Genomic DNA, 17174 nt, shown 5'->3' on the forward strand with positions numbered 1-17174 from the left:
AGAGGCTTCCATGAAATTCAGCATCTTGCTTCTGGTGCTGTGCGCGCTTTCGGGCTGCGTGCAGCATCAGGGCAACCTCCCGCCGGTGTCCGGCGATCCCCAGCCGGTTAATTCCCCCGCCATGATCCAGGAGCTGACTCACCATGTCTGATATTCAGCGCATCATTAATGTTTCCCGCTCTTTTGAATCCGTCATGCTGGAAAAGGAAGAGCGTTCCCGCAAAACAGCCTGGCGGGTGGCCGCTGCCGGGCTTATTCTGGCTGCACTGGCAATTACGGCCATGATTATTCTGCTGCCGCTGAAAACCACTGATATTGAATTGTGGTCGGTGGATAAACAGACCGGTCGTTATGAGTATATGACCCGCCTTAAAGAGCGGGATATTGCGTCTGAAAAAGCGCTGGTCCATTCACTGGCGGCACACTATGTCAGGCTCCGTGAGGGATATAATTATTTCTCCCTCCAGCGTGATTACGACGACGTACAGTTATTTAACAGCGACAGCGTGAACCGGGATTATCTGGACGGGTTTAACGGCGACCAGGCCCCGGACGTTATTTTTAATAAAGCCGAATATGTCGTCTATATCGACATTATTTCCAATGTGCATGCGCCTGCCACCGGGCCGGATAACCTGGCAACACTGCGTATTAAGCGCACCCTCCGCCGTATTTCTGATAATTCAGTGAAAACGGACTTCTGGAATATCCGCCTCACTTACCGCTATGTCCCGCATCAGCAACTGACGGACAGCCAGCGTGAAGTGAACCCGCTGGGCTTTATCGTCACCAGCTACCAGCGCGATAAAGAACTGAGGAGCGAATGATGCTGAAAAACATCCTGCTCCTGACGGGCTTACTGGCGTCATGCGCGACATGGAGCGCCGCCACCCCGCGCGGCAGCGCCTATGACAGCCGGATGCAGAACGTATCGTATAACAGCCAGAACGCCACCGTGGTGAATACCCGCCCTGGCTATGTCACCACGCTGCTGTTTGACGACGATGAAGCTGTGATTGATGCGCAAGCGGGTTTTCCAAAAGGCTGGACGGTGACGAAAAGTGATAACCGGGTAGACGTCAGCCCGAACCCCATCACCCAGCCGGTGACGGACGCCAGCGGCAACAACGTCAGCCAGGTCTTCCTGCCCACGGCAAAGGACTGGAAGACCAACCTCTTCGTGGTGACCTCAAAGCGTGATTACAGCCTGGAGCTGAACGTGCTGGACCACGATTCCCCCTCGCAGGCGTTCGTTATCCGTTACCACTATCCGGCCGAGGCTCGCCAGCAATCCGCCGCCGCCAGCGCCGCGCGTCAGACGCTGCAGCGTGAAAGACAGGAGAAGCAGCAGATAGCAGCGGCATTCGGACAGGCCAGCACGCCACGCAACTGGCGCTACACCAAACGGGTCGCCGCCGGTTCGGCCTCCATCGCACCGGATTTTGCCTGGGATGATGGTCGTTTTGCTTATATCGGTTTTTCCCCCATCAAAACCCTGCCGTCTGTTTTCCGGGTGGTTAACGGACGAGAGCAGGCGCTCACGCCCCGGACAGTTAAGCAGGGTAATTACATTGTGATGGTGGTGCCGGCAGCGCCACAACTGGTGTTGCGTTACGGCACCTCGGTGGTGGGGATAGAAAACGACGGGTTCGGGCGCATCGCGATAACCCGCAGCGACACCGTTTCACCGTCCGTTACGCTGGAGGCTAAATGACCGATAAACCCGTCCCGGACGAGCCGGAAAAAACCACCGCAGAGCGGGAAGGGGAAGCCCGCGAACGCGCCCGTGCGGCAATGGCGTATCAGGAGCCGGAGCAAAGAACACCGCCCGGCCAGCCGGAAGTGACCCGTTTTCGTAAGGCATCCGGTCGCCGCACGCTGATCGTCAGCCTGCTGAGTCTGGCGCTGGTGATCGCCCTGGCATCCGGCGGCGATCGTCTTTTCAGTGCATTGAAAGGGGGTAATGAGAAAGAAGCAGACACCGCGCCGCCGCCCTCCGCCGGGAAGACGCTGCATGAGCGTCAAAATCTGGGCATGGACAGTAACCCGTTTGGCCTGTTCGGGCCGCACATACAGGACCGAACAGCCCCTGTCAGCCAGACCGTTACTCCCGCACCATCACTGCCACCGACCCCACCCGCCCTGAACAAGGCAGCCGCGCTGGCTGACGGGCCGAACAACGCCCGAACAATGCCGGCCGATAATGTACGCACGTCCCCGGATGAACCGCGCAGCAACGCAGAAACGTCCGACAGTCGGTCATCATCCACGACATACACATCCTGTCCGTCAGTACTGACCAGGGGAAAGGATGGCCGCCTGCGCTGCCCGGAGACTGCCGCGCCGGAAACGGGTAACAACGACAATCCGGGCGTCGCCCGTGTCACCGGCGTCAGACGGCTGGGCCTCGATCCTGATCTCTATATCCCGGTGGACCGCTATATCCCGTGTTCGATGATGTGGCGCTTCGTGTCCGATGTCGGGGGGCATATTTCCTGTCTGATCAGTGAAGATGTTTACAGCGCCAGCAACCATGTGACGCTGATCCCGGCGGGAACGGTCGCCCGTGGCATCTACCGCACCGGGGCGCTGCAGCATGGACGCAGCCGGATGTTTGTGCTGTGGACGGAGCTGCGTACGCCTGAGCCCGGCAGCCTGCAAATCCCACTAACTGATACGCAGGCCAGCGGCCCGCTCGGCGAGGCGGGGATCTCAGGTTGGATCGACAACCATTTCTGGGAGCGCTTCGGCAATGCCCTGATGCTAAGTACCGTGCAGGACGTGGCAGCGGCGGCGTCGGATGCTGCCCCGGGGAAAGACCGCAATACCGACTACACCGAAAACACCCGCGCAGCCACGGCGGAAATGGCGAAAACGACGCTGGAAAACAGCATCAATATCCCGCCCACCCTGTACCTGAATCAGGGTGATGTCATCGGGATCATGACCGGCACTGACATTGATTTCTCATCCGTCTGGCAGCTGCGACTGAAAAAGAGGTGGTATGAACGCTGAAAACCTGTCGCTGGATTTTATGAAAAACCAGCTGTTTGGTGATTTCATTGCGCAGGACGGCCTGACGGAAATTGCCGTTAACCGGCCGGGTGAACTGCATACCAAAATCCGGGGGAAATGGCGAAGACATGAAGCCGCGGTTACGCTGCGTCAGTGTTACGCCTTTGCCAGAGCGCTGGCGTCGTGGCAGGACGATAATATCGACGACACCTCGCCAATCCTTTCCGCCACGCTTGAGACAGGCGAGCGCATTCAGGCCATTATTCCCCCGGCCTGTGAGCGCAATACCGTATCCATTACGCTGCGTAAGCCCTCATTCGGGCAGAAAACACACAAGTCATGGATTGATGCGGGATTTTATAACCGGGTCAGCGGTCAGGAGCGAACGGAAGACAAAGATGTTGAACTGACCCGCTATTATCAAGGTGAAGATATTTCCCGTTTTATGGAAAAAGCGGTGGAATACGGTAAAACGATTTTTATTGTGGGTGAAACAGGCTCCGGTAAAACCACCTATATGAAAACGCTGCTGCACTATATTCCCCGGCACCTCAGGCTGACCACCATCGAGGACAACCCCGAAATCCACTTCTATCATCACACCAATTATGTCCATCTCTTTTATCCGGCGGACGCCGGGGATAATGCCATTGTCACGCCTGGCAGACTGATACGCGCCAATTATCGTATGAACCCTGACCGGATATTACTGGCTGAAATTCGCGGTCGGGAAGCCTGGGATGCACTGAAAATCGTCGGTTCCGGACATGAGGGATTAATGACCTCCCTGCATGCGGGCAGCCCGGAAGAATGTATTGAAGGGCTCATTGACCGCTGTTATGAAAATCCCGACTGCCGGAACATGCCTTTCGACGTTCTGTTACGTAAGGTGCTTAAGAGCATTGATGTGATAGTCAGCATTGATATTCACGGTGACATACGCCGGATGAGCGATATTTATTTTAAACCCCTTCATCTCAATGACATGAGAGGTGTATTCAGTAAAGGACTTCAATAAATAACTTATCAAATTACGCAACACTATTTTTAATATGAAGGTGACCGAAATGAAAAAAGAAATATCCTCCGCATTATTACTCTGCATTATGGCATCATATTCCACCTCCGTCATGGCCGCTGACGCCTGTGAAGTGGTGTTATGCATGTACGGTAAAGCCACCGGGAACGGCGGCAATGAATGCCATTCTGCTGAACGCACATTTTTTAATATCGTCAAAAAGAACAAGCACGGTTTTCTGCCGGACCATACTGCCGATGCCAGAAAATCGTTCTTACTTGAGTGTGATTCGGCAGACCCGGCAATTATCAGCCAGATTATCAATAAATTTGGCCACATGCATGGATAATTAGCGGAGGTAATTTTTATGACCAAACCGGGTTTTATTAAGCATCCCTGGACACATCAGCGCGGAGATTCCATTAGCGCAGCCTGTGTTATTGAGCACATTGAAAATGAGGCGATGCGTGGATGCGGCCTTTATTATGAAATTTATCACTACCGTGTTATATGCTGGTTATTGCAATTACTGCAAACGCTGAACGGCACCGACAGAATAACGCTGACAGAAGAAGCTAACCGGCGAGGATTTACGCTGGATGAAATCAGCATTAAAGAAAGTCGTCAGTGTTATTCCGACATCATCAGGGAAATCCAAGAGAGCCACTATTAACCCCTGCCTTAATTTTATTCGCAGGTCTCCTATAGCGCCGGAATTTTTTAGCCGAGTCCGGCTAAAGGCGTGGCGGTTTTCAGGTTTTTACGGCCCAGCACATTTTTCGCGGACTAAGGAGTGAAGAAATGCGGGCCGTAAAAATGAGGCAGTGGACAGAATTATTTTCGCGGGTTAAGGCGCGAAAATAGTTCAGGCACCGCGCCTCACCGGCAAACAGCCGCGCCCACGCGGATTTTGCCGGCCGGGGGGAGCCGAATAAATTTCGCCGCCCCAGCGAGCGAAAAGCTGTCGCCCACGACAGCGGTTTATTTGGGGGGCATCGCCCCGCACACCGTCGCGGCTAAGTCTCCGGCCAAAAGCCGGTAGCGTGGCGCGACCACCCTCTTTAAAGGTCAGCTTCCCTTTTATTCCCGCTGCGAGGCACGAGCAAAGGGAAGAAAAAGGCGAAAGCGACCGTCTTAAAGGGGGTGGTCGCGCGTAGCGGGCGACGGTGTGCCGCCGTTGACGTCGGGGGTTTTGGCACGGCGTCCAGCCGCGACATTACCCCCATGTGACAGGCAATAAGGGCGTCCAGCCCGCCTGTACTGGCGCACGCCGTTCGGGCAGGCAAGCATGCTTTCCTGCACATGGCCGCAACGCGGCCACCTTCTTTGCCCCATACGCTCGCCCCGCCTTTTCGCCCGACACCGTGGGGCGAATTGATGGGGCGATGTCATGGGGCGAACTGCTGACGAAGGAGGCAATGTGATTTTGAATAAGCTGGCCATGTCACTGTCGCCGATAGTGAATGGCGCGCTGAGCTTCATCGCTTTTATGCAACAGCATCAGTTGATGCTGGCGCTGTTATCGGGGCTGACGATGCCGTTTTTCGCGTCGATGAAAAGCGATGAACGGCAAAAAGCCCCGTTATGGCAAAAGCTGATTATGGCTTTTTCCATGCTGTGTTTTCTTTCCGGTACGATGGCCCCGGTTGTTATCTGGATTTTCCAGTGGCTTTATACAGGCCGTATAGTCACCAGCATTCCCGTTCTGGCATGGCCGGTGCTGATTACTTTTACCGTAACGGGTTTTATTTTGCATATTCTGCTGCGCAGGGTATTAACCCCTGAATTAGACAAAATAAAGAAGCGCCTCGTCAGAAAAACCACGCTTGAACGGGAATTACGCACCGATGTCCGCACGGTGAAATCCCTGCTGCCGGAAACACTGCATTATGACCCGCTGGATTATATCGACCTCAACAAGGGTATTTTTATCGGCATGGACCGCGATATTCAGCCGATGTACCTGCCATTAAAAGACTGGCGAAAACAACACGCGGATATTATCGGCACCACCGGCGCCGGTAAAGGGGTGGCCACCGGGATATTACTTTATCAAAGTATTCTGGCTGGTGAAGGCGTATTTGTGATGGACCCGAAGGATGATGAATGGGCACCCCACCTTTACCGCAAGGCCTGTGAGGATGCAGGCAAACCTTTTGCCCTGATTGACCTGCGTAAACCCCAATACCAGTTAAACCTGATTGAAGAGATCACCGCCGATGAACTGGAAGAGCTTTTTGTTGCCGGGTTCAGCCTGGCAGAAAAAGGTCAGGAGTCGGACTTTTACCGCATTGACGACCGGAAAGCCGCCCGGATAGCCGCACAATTTGTCACCCGTAATACTGCCTCAACCATTCGGGATGTGTATAACGGCGACTATGTTCAGGGTATTACCGATAAGATAAAAGCCTTTTTCGGGAAAATTGAGGAGCTGGCCTTGCTCAATGCCATTAATGCCCCCACCGGATTTTCACTTAATACGATATTTGAGGAAGGCGGTTGCTGTTATGTGATTGGTTCAATGCGCAACAGCAAAATCATTACCGCGCAGCGTATGCTGCTGGTTCGCCTGTACCAGTTGGCAGAAAGGCGCGAGCGAGTGAAATACGTGCCCCGCCCCATTGCTATTTATCTTTCCGAACTGAAATACCATTTATCCAGGCCCGCGCTGGAAGGTTTAGGCGCGGCACGCGATAAAGGCGTGCATATTATTATGGACCACCAGTCGATTGCCGATTTAAAAGACTGCCCGGCAGATTTGAAAGGTGACGCCGTTGTCGGTGCGGTGGTTGAGAACGCCAAATTCAAACTGGTTTACCGTGTCATGGACCCGGACACCGCGGAATGGGTAGCCAGGATGTCAGGCACCATATTAGTCGATGATGAGGTCCGCAAAGCGAAAACCGATGCCGTACTGACAGAGACTATCGATGATGAACGCACCATCAGGCAGGCCGAGCGTTTCTTTACCGACAGCAATATGATCCTGAACTTACCCGATTTTGTCAGCTTCATCTTTACGACAAAAGCACTCCCGGCTGCTTCGCTGATATCGCCCATCAGGGTGAAAAAACGCGAACTGGAGATCAGTGCCGTGTCGCCCGCAATTGCCGCCACCGCCGCAACGGTAAACATCACCCTGGATTTTAGCGAGGAGGAAACTTCCCCCGGACCCGCATCAACGCCGGATATCACAGTAACTCGATCCGATCTTTTTTTTGATGAGAAGGGCGAAAAAGACACGACAACACCGAATACCGGTAAAGAGGAAAACCCGTCATTACTGGATTTTTAGTAGGGGGAATGATGCTTATCACCGCATACAGCGAACGTCAGACGCGGCACCGCGAAAAAATACAACGACTTCTGAATTTTCTGAAGGAGGAAACGTACAGTGACTTTAAAACACTGATGCTGCTGTTCGGCTTCCGGGATCATAAATCGATGTATTCCCTGCTTTCAAAAGTCGAGGACATGGGGTTAATACAAAAGCATGTCCTGGTATCGCGCACCATGAAGATTTCATTGTGGGGCATAACCAGTGACGGACTGGCCGTTGTATTAACACCCGACGATGCGCTTTTCCCGGCGCGGTTTGAGCCTTCAAAAATCACCGGCTGGACGTTGGAACATCACCTTGATAATCAGGTAGCCCGGATCATCCTTGAGCAAAAAGGCGCATCCGGGTGGATAAATGGCGACCGCACAACCTTCCTCAGCCGGTATCAGGTCGGTCATCGCCCGGACGGGCTGATCACTCTGCCCGGCGGCACCGTGATCGCCATTGAGACCGAGCGTCGTCTGAAAACCAAAGCCCGATACCAGTCAATCATCGCCAGCCATTTACTGGCCCGGACCCGTAAAGACTGGATTTACGTTTTTTATATTGTGCCGGATCCGCAGAAAAAGCGCGGCCTTGAACGGCTCTTTGACAGCATCCGGCACGTCATCGTTAACCATCAACACATTCCGCTGGAACCCCGCCACCGGAATGTCTTTCGCATCTACACGCTCGACGAGCTGCAACGGCTCGATGTTGACCACGGCATATAGTTCTTCTCTATCACTTACAGTTCCAACCCACCCAACCAGCAGCACAACGACCTGAAATAATCCCCCTCGAAATACTCACACCACATTAGAACAGACAGGACTCCAGAATGAACAGAGAAACTGACCGACTTGCTGACGTACTGACTGAAATGAGCGCCAAAGCGCTGGTCACGTGGATGACGCATTCCGCATTGCACGACTTACCGCGCGAAGCATTACTGGTTCGCGGCCACGATTTTGTGTATGCCCTACATGCTAATTTTGTGCTGCTACGTGATGTTCTGTCAGAAACTATGGAAGATATTGAGCAGCAGAGCCATGATCTCGAAGGAAGACTGGATAGCCTGGAACAGCGGCTACTTGCGCTTCAGGCAGTTGCTGGTAACCGAGAATAGCTGCCCATTCAGCCCTGTCCGTGTGACTTGCTTTATTCCACTGTAGAAACATGACTGTTCGGTGCTCGCCTGGCTGCGCTCCGCCTCACTCATGTCTCTACAGCGTTACTGGTTAAGCCTATAGCCGCATTCCTTTGCAGCTCTTTCCTGCTTAGATTTTATCCATCAAATAACGATGCGCTTTGGATGCTGCACTAGCGGCCTTGAAAATATAGCGTTTGTCGTTCTTCAGTGCTTTCAGCCAGGAAGCGATATAGCTTTCATGCTGCACCTCTCCAGCGATCCCCAGATCCGCCGTCAGGAACGCGCTTCCCAGTTCGGCGATCAACTCCTCAAACGCATACCCCTCACTGCCAAACTTCCCTTTCATTTCACGGTTCAGCCGACTTTCTGCCCCGCTCCAGTGAACCAGCTCATGTAGGCCGGTAGCGTAGAAATTGGCCGCATCGGTAAAAAGACAACGTTCAGGTAAACGTATTTCATCGGTTGACGGTGCAAAAAAGGCGTTTTGTCCCTTCTCAATGATGGTTGCACCACTGTTACGGAAAAGCGCTTCCACCTGCGGTAACGGCTCAAAGGTCTCTGCCGGGAAAACGGCTTCGTCACTCAGAGGCAAACCATCAATTTGCTCAACATTAAACACGGTGAACGTCTTCAGCATTGGGATATAGTCAGTTTCTCCGTCGTCATTTTCCTTTTCCAGCGTGGTATAGAAAATGGCGGTAGTGCCGTGTTCCCCTTTACGCACCTGCCCGCCTTCCGCTTGCGCCTGTTTGTAAGTCATCCAACGTGAATCACTGAATCCCTGCTCGGACGCACTGCTCCACAACAACATAATGTTCACTCCACTGTAAGCAGCACCAGTCGCGTAATTTGAAGGTAATCCTGACATGCCCGGTACACATTGCCACGGGCAGGACCACGGCTTAACGCCTGCTTCTAGCGCAGAAATGATGCTGTCAGTGACGGTCTGATAAATATCAGTTTTGGTTTGGGAAAATTTCGTTTTTGAGGAGCCTGACGGGTCCAGCGGGGATACGCTGGTCGCCGCTGCGGTGTTAGGGGCGCTAGTCTGGGTATGCAGGGAAATCGTCATGGTTTTTCTCCGTCAGTGTGTGATTTTCGTCTTCGTATCGCCTGACGGTTCGCTTTCCCGACATCGTTCCGGCCCGCAAGGGCGCAGAATGCGTGCCCATTTACCCTTGCGGAACGGGTTGTGTTGGGAAACGATTAGCCGGAAGCAGATATGGAGGACGGAAAGCACTTAGGAGAAAATACTTTCCAATGCATAACCAGGCTTAGCGCCCCTTAGTAGCAGCAATGAAATGGGTTTGGGGGTTGGGGGTTGGGGTTTGGGGTTTGGGGTTTGGGGTTTGGGATATTGTATAAGTATAACTGGCAGAGACTAATATATTGCTCCTAAGGAGGAAATAATGGTCTGTAGTTAAAATTCTTCACAACTAGCCTTTTACAGGTGTTCTAGAATGTGAAAATATTTTATTAGTTGGTCGTAAGTAACCTTGAAATTTCAAATTATCAGTTAGATATGATCAATTTAAAATTACAACCAGATTTATATGGTATTATTTATATTACCCCTAATTTTAATATTTCTCATCTGATTAATTACATTCCCTTAAAAACTATTCCATTCCGCATGAACGCGTATGGCTTGAGTCTTCACTATATCCCACCTCCACTTTGCATTTAAAAAAATGCCTTCACCGAGTCGACTCCACTCTTCCGTTTAAGAATCTAAAAACTATGATTTTGGTGAAAAACCAATCTTCGCCATCATCACTTCTTAAAGCATGACTTAATTTGAAAGTTGTGTTATAATCTCGTGTTAAAAGATTACTAATAATTGAGATCAGGGGTGTAAAAAATCGTGGTTGACTACAGAGATCTGAATTTAAACCGAGAAAACCTTGATCTCAATATCCAGAACTTTCTGGATACTCATGGCTATCAGCTTGATGGAGATATACAAATATTTCCCAAAAGGAAAAGGGTGGTTTTTGGTTCTACTGGGTCGGAATTCTCAACTGTTGATTTTCACCTCAACCATACGGGTACAACTACTATTCAATGGAAATTAGGTAAAAATCAACCAGTTGGTGAAGCACTTGCTTCATATCTAAGAGATACAATCGACCCAGCAGAATTTGAAAACATCAATTATTCATTGAAAGGAATAACTGCAGAATCATTTGACCCTATATTAGAATGCGTTCTGGAGGTTGGTGATATTGAAATCAACCTTTTACGTGATGAGGATTTCTGTAAGCAGGTAACGCTGAAAAGCATCGCACATCAAGACCAATTAACTCTCACTCACCATCGACGGACAAGAGTTTTACAAATACAGGGCAAACCCTTGTCATGTTATCGTCGTGTTATTTTCATGCTAACAGATTTACTGGATCTCAAAGGATTAGAACAAGTCTTATATCGTAAAGATGACAGTAGCGCTGAGATAGTTAGAAAGGAGATGGCCGATGACTATATAAAAACGGCATTTCCCAGAAGCTATGAACTCTTACCTGAATCAGTAAAAAAACTGCTAATCTCTAGCTGTTGTGTGAAATTAGCCTCACCGCAGTTACCAGATTATTGTTTATTACTCTATCCGGACCTACGGGCTCTCGAAGGAGTGCTAAAAGAGCAGATGTGCATTTACAATATGTCTGTTGAAGAAGCAGAACATGGTTTTGGCGACTTTTTTGATGTCAACCGTGGGTTATGCACTTTAAAACCTCAATACATTGCAATGGTTAGAAATGTAGGTATGCAGGATGCTTTGAATAACGGCTATACATTCTATAGAAAACATCGTCATACACTGTTCCATATGGAAGAGTTTGCAGACGGCAGTCGCATGATTGATACCCTTGATAAGGCAATTAGTTTATCTAAGAATACATATTCCGCGATCGATAGCTTATATACAGCGAGAATGTAAAAATTATGATTAAAAAAATACGTATTATTGGTGAAATAGCTGTTATAACTGCCACAGCAGATTTTCACCCTTTGCGTCAATTAAATGGGCTGGCAATTGAACTCGAGCAACTTGGTTTTGAGGGTGTAGTGCTGTTTGATCTGTTAGCTGTAAATGGCTTGGCAGAGAACCGTTTTGCATCTATGAAATTTACCAATAGAAAATTTGTCCGTTGCTCGTTCGTGCTTGAGTCCAATGTAAATCCAAGTATCAAAAATGAACAGGATGCTTTTGCTAAACAAGACCAGACATTTCTACTTGGGAGCGTACTATCATCCACTGAGATCGAAAAGTTCACACACTAATCCAACCGCTTTTTCCGTATCACCTCGCATAGATTCTTCAGTACTTACAAAAATCAATAAAACATATCATTTTCAATACAATAGCGAAACACAGATTATTAAATCTTTTATGTGAGTCCGCTAATCAATACCCCAACCAGAAGAGCAATGCTAAAATCATTGAAGTAAGAAAAATTTTATCTCCATTGTGATGAAACTAACCTGCAAATATTATAAACTATGCAATAACTAACTGAATTAGAAGATTAAGGTAAGGCATTGAAATCAGTTAAGTGTAAGAGCAATGGGGAGAAAGCCCCAGTAGCACAAGCCTTTACCCCAGAGGCTAGCTTAAAACGCAAAATACGCTCACATTTCACACGGTTGGGGTTTCAAAAAGGGCCGGATGGAACACTAATTCGTCCTGAGTCAGGAAAAGAATCAATCCGTCAACTGCACAGCGCTCAACGTGAAGAACGTCTACGCTCCTCTGACCAATTTATATCTGAATTCTTACCAAGTGCCATACCATATTTCGCAAACGGAAATGAGATTGATCCAACTAAGATTCGCTTATCATTGATAAAAGTCTCTGCGAATTCGTTCGAATCCAGACTCTTTAGAGCAGCATCTTTAACTTGGTCTGTTCCGGTATCAAATGGTTATGGTCGCCGCATGCGATACCTCGTGTGGGACAGAGGGCATGATCGACTTGCTGGAATATTTGCATTAGGAGATCCAGTTTTTAACTTATCTGTACGTGATAATTTAATCGGATGGACATCTAATGATCGGTCCAGTCGGCTAGTTAACATACTTGATGCTTACGTTCTTGGAGCGGTTCCCCCCTACAATATGCTTTTAGGCGGAAAAGCGATTGCCTGTTTAATCCGCTCACGAGAAGTTTATGACGATTTCCTACGAAACTATGGTTCAACAACAGGCATTATTTCTGGTAAAGATAAATACGCTCACTTACTAGCAGTAACAACTAGTTCCTCCATGGGCCGTTCATCACTTTATAACCGGCTGAAGCTAGATAACATACGTTATTTTGAACCAATCGGTTATACCGTCGGCTGGGGGCATTTTCATATTACCGACGAGTTATTTGGGGAGATGCGTGAATATCTTCGGCTCGCTGAGCACCCGTATGCAGATCAACATTGCTTTGGCGAAGGCTCAAATTGGCGGCTCAGAACTATTAAAGCTGCCCTAAAAAAACTCGGGATTAACCAAGCTGTTTTACGTCATGGAATCCAAAGAGAGGTGTTTTTCTGTCAGTTCGCTGAAAATTCAAAAGAAATTCTCGCGACTGGTAAAGGTACGCCCGACCTTTCAACCTTAAAAACTATTGATGAAATATCTGAATTAGCGCGTAAGAGATGGATTGAACCACGAGCTCTGAGGCAGGGTTATTATAAGAACTGGAGTCGGGACGATATATCTCTACTAATTAAAGGATTAAAACTGGACGTAATAACTAATAAAATTGCCTAAGGGAGTTGGGAGGAAGAGAAGTGAATCTAGCAGAACTTCAAGAGAGGCTATACCAACATTATTCTCGATTATGTGAACTGCGGACTACCGAAAATTATCCCGTTTATGCGATCGAGCATGGTCTGAACGAAGCAGAGATTTCTAATGCTCGATCGCTTCTCAATGCCAACTTGAATACAACAAAACGTGCTACTCGCACTTTTTGGCTGGTATGGATCGCTGCCGCTGCTGAGATAGGTTACACATATGACGGAACCGAATATTGGGATTCCTTTGCTATAGCATTTCCCTCCTGGCCTAAGTTTGGAGACCGTGATCAAATTCGCATATGGTATAGACGATTTACTACTGATTTTAATGGTATTACCCCTACTGGATCATGGGCGCAGCAGTTCCCTATTATTTCTTGGCCAATCACGCAAGCCATTCTGCCAAGATATCTACAACGTTTTTTTGCCGATCACCTATACAACCTTCGCCATTTACTGACTAGAAGTGGGGAGCTTACATTAGAAGAAATAGGTGAACTACTAAGCGATGAATATCATGGTGGTTCATCTCGGTTCGAAGGTTTCTTACAACAAAAAAATCTAACAGCACGAATTGTGATGGCAATGCGTCTTGAAGATGTCGTTGATGTTACCTCCCCAATAGAGAAAAGCACATTGAGTCGCATCATAGACGACTTCGATAAGCTTGGTTCATTTGGTACTCGCTTAAAGGAAGTAAGACGAGTACTCCGTGAGGCTCGTTTCGTCAATTCGTATAGTACAGGCTCTATATCTTCTTCTAAAAACATCCAAGAAAACGTAACTCTCTCGAAAAGTTGTCCAGTAAAAACTCGGCTAATTGCACGGCAAAGAGGTTTAACCGAGTGGAGCCTAAGTCTCGTAATTCCCGACATTGCAACATCTCTTCGTCAGGCCGGTCTATCCCCGCTTGATTTAGAGCACTCTCATATGCGCTTTCGTTATTATGGTGAGGGCAATACATGGATGCCGGGTCGAGCATTATTTTCTTACACCGGAAGCACAGAAGAAACACTCTCGGCATATCCAACTGATAATCATTCTGTTTTCGAATTCGATAGCCCTTTAGAAAAAGTTACAGACTCTTTGCGGGAAAGGCTGCTTTTCCCTGCAACAGCTTTACGACTACTAAAGGTACGTTCAGATGGTACGGCTGTTGAAGTCACGGGACGGCACGTAAAAGCAAATCAAGCTTATTTACTTGTCTGTTCGAATACAGTGCCCACTGAAGTTATCGATAGTCTTGCGCTCACTCCTATTCAGTCAGAGACAACTGGCGCCGACGTTTGGGAATTTTCAATTCCTACGAAAGTAGATACTGGAAGAATAGCAGCATTATCGTCGATTGGGCTTGGATATAAGCTAGGCATACGAGCCGAATCAATAGGTTTGACTGCCCGATGGAACAATGTAGATGACACGTTGGAGTTTCTTGACACGGAAGTTGTCATGTTTTACCTAGTATCGGATGTTGAAGCCGACGAATTACAGATCATAATTAATAAACATCCTCCTATACATCTGCGTCCGGAACCCAACGGAAAAACGTTCATTTCGCTCGGTAAGCTTCCAATAGGCTTGTATTATGTGTCTTTATCTGCGCTCGGCGTTGCTACCGGCAGCAACATAATAAACGAAGAAATCCTCATTAGAGTGCGTTTGGCAACGCCTTGGCAAAAAACTGTATCCCGAAAAGCAGGGGTTAGCCTCAAGCTTGAGCCGCCAGGAGCCACATTAGAGCAGTTTTTTGACCACGCAGCCACCCTGCGGTGTATGGCTCCTGCCGGGCGTATTATTAAACTGGAAAGTCGTTTCTTTAACGCAGACGGTACGCTTTTTCATATAGAGCCGATTGGCAATTACAAGGCTCCTGTTGACGATGAGAGAATGTCTAAACTTATCGTACAGAAACTGACTGCAGACAACCACATTGAAAATATTGATCGTTCCGCGTGTATAGAATTGCTCATATCGTTGGACGAATATGGCGTAGAGAGCGTGCGATTCGACAAGAAAGCAGAACCTTTACGGTGGTTACGTTTAGACAAACGTACTATCCGACTCACCGATGATACAGAGGAAAAAAGACTGCCTTCTGTAAAGAGATATGATTTCAACGCTGTTGATATTTTTCACGAAGTGGACTATGAACAGGCTCTGTCCGGACTAGAACTTAACGGTAAGGGCGGTTTATTTGTTGCAAGCATCAATGATCAAACTTACGAAGTGATTGCTATGGCTTCTCAGCGGCAAATTTCTGATTTTCGAAATCTGAATATTCTGACCCATGTGTCCGAAGGAGAACCACAGCCGCTAACCATCATCAATGCTTTGGAATATTGGCGGAGAGCCCGGAGGTTGATAGGACCAATGGCTTTTTTAGCTCGGCGCAACGCTATTCTCACACTAGAAAAAGAGCTTGAACGATATTTATGCGGCAATGACTGGGCCGAAGATATAAACAAGGTTCAAACTGGTAAAAGGGATATTGGATTTCTTTATAGGCGAGTTTATTATTCGCAAGGATTCGCTTCAGGCTTGTTGAGCGCGCAAGATTGGCAATATGATAATGATGCAGAAGCTGCTGAACTCGAATTTTTTCGACTGGCTCATGCTTATAAAATTCCGGAAACAGACATCCTCTATCGTCTTGCGCTGAAATTGGCATTTCAACCGCATGCCGTGAAACCCTCAGACCTCGCATCACCAGATGCATTCGATATGCTACGGAAAAACTCTGCACTAATCCGCGGAGCGTATTTTGCGCGTCTAGTGGCCCATAGCCAGAATATGAGCTCTAAGACGGAGGTCTTATGAACGACATTAAAATACTTAGCCGTGCTGATTGCCTAAAGTATTCATCTCGCTCATTAGGACTTCCTGACATGCAAAAACTTGATAATGTATTAATCGCTCAAGCGTTGCGGAGAACCGTTTTCATTGGAGCTCCTTGTTCAATTCGAACGGTATGCTCACTCGTAATGAATTCCCTAAGTCCATTATCTGACGAGCCTGAAAACTTAAAGACACTCATCTGCGATATTATTGACGATCTTGTCAACATGGGTGATCTTCTTGAAATGCGGGACGAAATCGCGGGGGAAACGAACCTCGTTTTGCGCCCTGCTCCACCGGCGTTTGTGCTTCGAAGCGATGGGACGTTCATTATAGTGGGGGTTGCTGGTGATGATGTCACTCCACCACAGGTAAATGACTTTAATCTCGTTTATTACTCGAGTGGTCTAAGAACACTCACACCAAGCAATACGCAAACATGTCGGCAAACACTTATCGATCTCGGGCTCATTGAGTTACCCATGATTACATGGCTACGTGCACCAGTTTCGATTACAGCCGACAAACTTGTAAAATCTTGGATTAGCAGACTCCCCAACGATATAAACCCGGAAAAAATCGAGAATTTTGAGATAATTGGTATTAGCAAAGCCACTTCATACTATAAAGGCAGATGGCAGCCACTTAACGAACAACATGCTGGAGTTTATATTGCCCGACGCCCGCAACGCTACGGTGAAAGACTGTGGTGCGTTGCCGAAATTCGGGACGGATTAGTCCAACGCTTCGTTGATATTCATTCAGAAGATGCGCGCTTTCGAGATTGTGATGAAGCCTGGCGACTACTGGCTGCTATGGATGCACTTTCTGACTCTCCACAACAGGTCAGAGTTGTTTATGAAAAGGAGATGACTGTGATGTCTTTTACATCCCCTCTTCCTTCTTGGGCGATTAGGCGTCTTAGTCTGGTTGGTAAACGTTTAAAGCCACATCGCGCCTTGATGGAATTTATACTGCCTTTACAGAATAGCGAAGAAGAACTTCGTTGGCTGGAGGAAACACTCTGGCTCACTCGGGATTAGT

Annotated in this window: 16 protein-coding genes; 15 read left to right on the top strand and 1 reads right to left on the bottom strand. The window is 48.4% G+C overall.

The window, feature by feature from the left end:
* Positions 1–10: 10 nt before the first annotated feature.
* From ACMGGR_RS12595 to ACMGGR_RS12640, 10 genes are all read left to right on the top strand, one after another.
* Complete coding sequence (locus ACMGGR_RS12595) at positions 11–151, top strand: hypothetical protein (RefSeq protein WP_168199631.1); 141 nt, start codon at positions 11–13, stop codon at positions 149–151.
* Positions 144–827 carry a virB8 family protein gene (locus tag ACMGGR_RS12600; RefSeq protein WP_147198627.1) on the top strand — a complete coding sequence of 228 codons (684 nt, stop codon included), beginning with the start codon at positions 144–146 and terminating at the stop codon, positions 825–827. The genes ACMGGR_RS12595 and ACMGGR_RS12600 overlap by 8 nt, the downstream gene beginning before the upstream one ends.
* Positions 827–1714 carry a P-type conjugative transfer protein VirB9 gene (gene virB9, locus ACMGGR_RS12605; RefSeq protein WP_147200632.1) on the top strand — a complete coding sequence of 296 codons (888 nt, stop codon included), beginning with the start codon at positions 827–829 and terminating at the stop codon, positions 1712–1714. The genes ACMGGR_RS12600 and virB9 overlap by 1 nt, the downstream gene beginning before the upstream one ends.
* Positions 1711–3015 carry a VirB10/TraB/TrbI family type IV secretion system protein gene (virB10, locus tag ACMGGR_RS12610; protein ID WP_414147011.1) on the top strand — a complete coding sequence of 435 codons (1305 nt, stop codon included), beginning with the start codon at positions 1711–1713 and terminating at the stop codon, positions 3013–3015. The genes virB9 and virB10 overlap by 4 nt, the downstream gene beginning before the upstream one ends.
* Positions 3005–4033: a P-type DNA transfer ATPase VirB11 gene (virB11, locus tag ACMGGR_RS12615; protein ID WP_147198629.1), complete on the top strand. Its 1029-nt coding sequence runs from the start codon at positions 3005–3007 to the stop codon at positions 4031–4033. The genes virB10 and virB11 overlap by 11 nt, the downstream gene beginning before the upstream one ends.
* Before the next feature lie 49 nt (positions 4034–4082).
* Entirely contained in the window at positions 4083–4382 is a 300-nt protein-coding gene (locus ACMGGR_RS12620; protein ID WP_147198630.1) for a TrbM/KikA/MpfK family conjugal transfer protein, read from the top strand.
* Between the two features lie 18 nt (positions 4383–4400).
* Positions 4401–4706, top strand: a complete 306-nt coding sequence (locus ACMGGR_RS12625; RefSeq protein ID WP_147198631.1) for a hypothetical protein — start codon at positions 4401–4403, stop codon at positions 4704–4706.
* Between the two features lie 747 nt (positions 4707–5453).
* Positions 5454–7328: a type IV secretory system conjugative DNA transfer family protein gene (locus tag ACMGGR_RS12630; protein WP_414147012.1), complete on the top strand. Its 1875-nt coding sequence runs from the start codon at positions 5454–5456 to the stop codon at positions 7326–7328.
* An 11-nt stretch (positions 7329–7339) separates the two neighbouring features.
* Positions 7340–8086, top strand: a complete 747-nt coding sequence (gene mobC / locus ACMGGR_RS12635; RefSeq protein WP_414148958.1) for a MobC family replication-relaxation protein — start codon at positions 7340–7342, stop codon at positions 8084–8086.
* A gap of 107 nt (positions 8087–8193) precedes the next feature.
* The gene (locus tag ACMGGR_RS12640) at positions 8194–8481 is read left to right on the top strand and encodes a hypothetical protein (protein WP_414147013.1); all 288 of its coding nucleotides are present in this window, start codon (positions 8194–8196) and stop codon (positions 8479–8481) included.
* Between the two features lie 151 nt (positions 8482–8632).
* Here the strand turns inward: ACMGGR_RS12640 and ACMGGR_RS12645 are convergent, their stop codons facing one another.
* A complete protein-coding gene (locus tag ACMGGR_RS12645; RefSeq protein WP_414147014.1) occupies positions 8633–9577 on the bottom strand; it encodes an ArdC family protein in 945 nt (314 codons plus the stop codon).
* Positions 9578–10369: 792 nt separating this feature from the next.
* On the opposite strand from ACMGGR_RS12645, the gene ACMGGR_RS12650 reads away from it, so the two are divergent.
* The 5 genes from ACMGGR_RS12650 to ACMGGR_RS12670 all read left to right on the top strand — a co-directional run bounded on the left by ACMGGR_RS12650 (position 10370) and on the right by ACMGGR_RS12670 (position 17173).
* Entirely contained in the window at positions 10370–11443 is a 1074-nt protein-coding gene (locus tag ACMGGR_RS12650; RefSeq protein WP_414147015.1) for a type II toxin-antitoxin system RnlA family toxin, read from the top strand.
* A 5-nt stretch (positions 11444–11448) separates the two neighbouring features.
* On the top strand, positions 11449–11787 hold the full coding sequence (locus ACMGGR_RS12655) for a type II toxin-antitoxin system RnlB family antitoxin (protein WP_217331636.1): 339 nt from the start codon (positions 11449–11451) through the stop codon (positions 11785–11787).
* A 258-nt stretch (positions 11788–12045) separates the two neighbouring features.
* Complete coding sequence (locus ACMGGR_RS12660; RefSeq protein ID WP_217331637.1) at positions 12046–13266, top strand: Druantia anti-phage system protein DruA; 1221 nt, start codon at positions 12046–12048, stop codon at positions 13264–13266.
* 20 nt (positions 13267–13286) lie between these two features.
* Complete coding sequence (locus ACMGGR_RS12665; RefSeq protein WP_414147016.1) at positions 13287–16112, top strand: hypothetical protein; 2826 nt, start codon at positions 13287–13289, stop codon at positions 16110–16112.
* Positions 16109–17173: a hypothetical protein gene (locus ACMGGR_RS12670; protein ID WP_217331639.1), complete on the top strand. Its 1065-nt coding sequence runs from the start codon at positions 16109–16111 to the stop codon at positions 17171–17173. The genes ACMGGR_RS12665 and ACMGGR_RS12670 overlap by 4 nt, the downstream gene beginning before the upstream one ends.
* The last annotated feature ends 1 nt before the right edge of the window (position 17174 follow it).

Source organism: Erwinia sp. BNK-24-b (genome assembly GCF_047456155.1).
Lineage (GTDB): Bacteria > Pseudomonadota > Gammaproteobacteria > Enterobacterales > Enterobacteriaceae > Erwinia > Erwinia phyllosphaerae.

Coding starts and splice junctions, on each gene's coding strand:
- ACMGGR_RS12595 (WP_168199631.1), top strand. CDS start 11: ATGAAATTCAGCATCTTGCTTCTGGTGCTGTGCGCGCTTTCGGGCTGC.
- mobC (WP_414148958.1), top strand. CDS start 7,340: ATGCTTATCACCGCATACAGCGAACGTCAGACGCGGCACCGCGAAAAA.
- ACMGGR_RS12670 (WP_217331639.1), top strand. CDS start 16,109: ATGAACGACATTAAAATACTTAGCCGTGCTGATTGCCTAAAGTATTCA.
- virB9 (WP_147200632.1), top strand. CDS start 827: ATGCTGAAAAACATCCTGCTCCTGACGGGCTTACTGGCGTCATGCGCG.
- ACMGGR_RS12640 (WP_414147013.1), top strand. CDS start 8,194: ATGAACAGAGAAACTGACCGACTTGCTGACGTACTGACTGAAATGAGC.
- virB11 (WP_147198629.1), top strand. CDS start 3,005: ATGAACGCTGAAAACCTGTCGCTGGATTTTATGAAAAACCAGCTGTTT.
- ACMGGR_RS12620 (WP_147198630.1), top strand. CDS start 4,083: ATGAAAAAAGAAATATCCTCCGCATTATTACTCTGCATTATGGCATCA.
- ACMGGR_RS12600 (WP_147198627.1), top strand. CDS start 144: ATGTCTGATATTCAGCGCATCATTAATGTTTCCCGCTCTTTTGAATCC.
- virB10 (WP_414147011.1), top strand. CDS start 1,711: ATGACCGATAAACCCGTCCCGGACGAGCCGGAAAAAACCACCGCAGAG.
- ACMGGR_RS12655 (WP_217331636.1), top strand. CDS start 11,449: ATGATTAAAAAAATACGTATTATTGGTGAAATAGCTGTTATAACTGCC.
- ACMGGR_RS12645 (WP_414147014.1), bottom strand. CDS start 9,577: ATGACGATTTCCCTGCATACCCAGACTAGCGCCCCTAACACCGCAGCG.
- ACMGGR_RS12625 (WP_147198631.1), top strand. CDS start 4,401: ATGACCAAACCGGGTTTTATTAAGCATCCCTGGACACATCAGCGCGGA.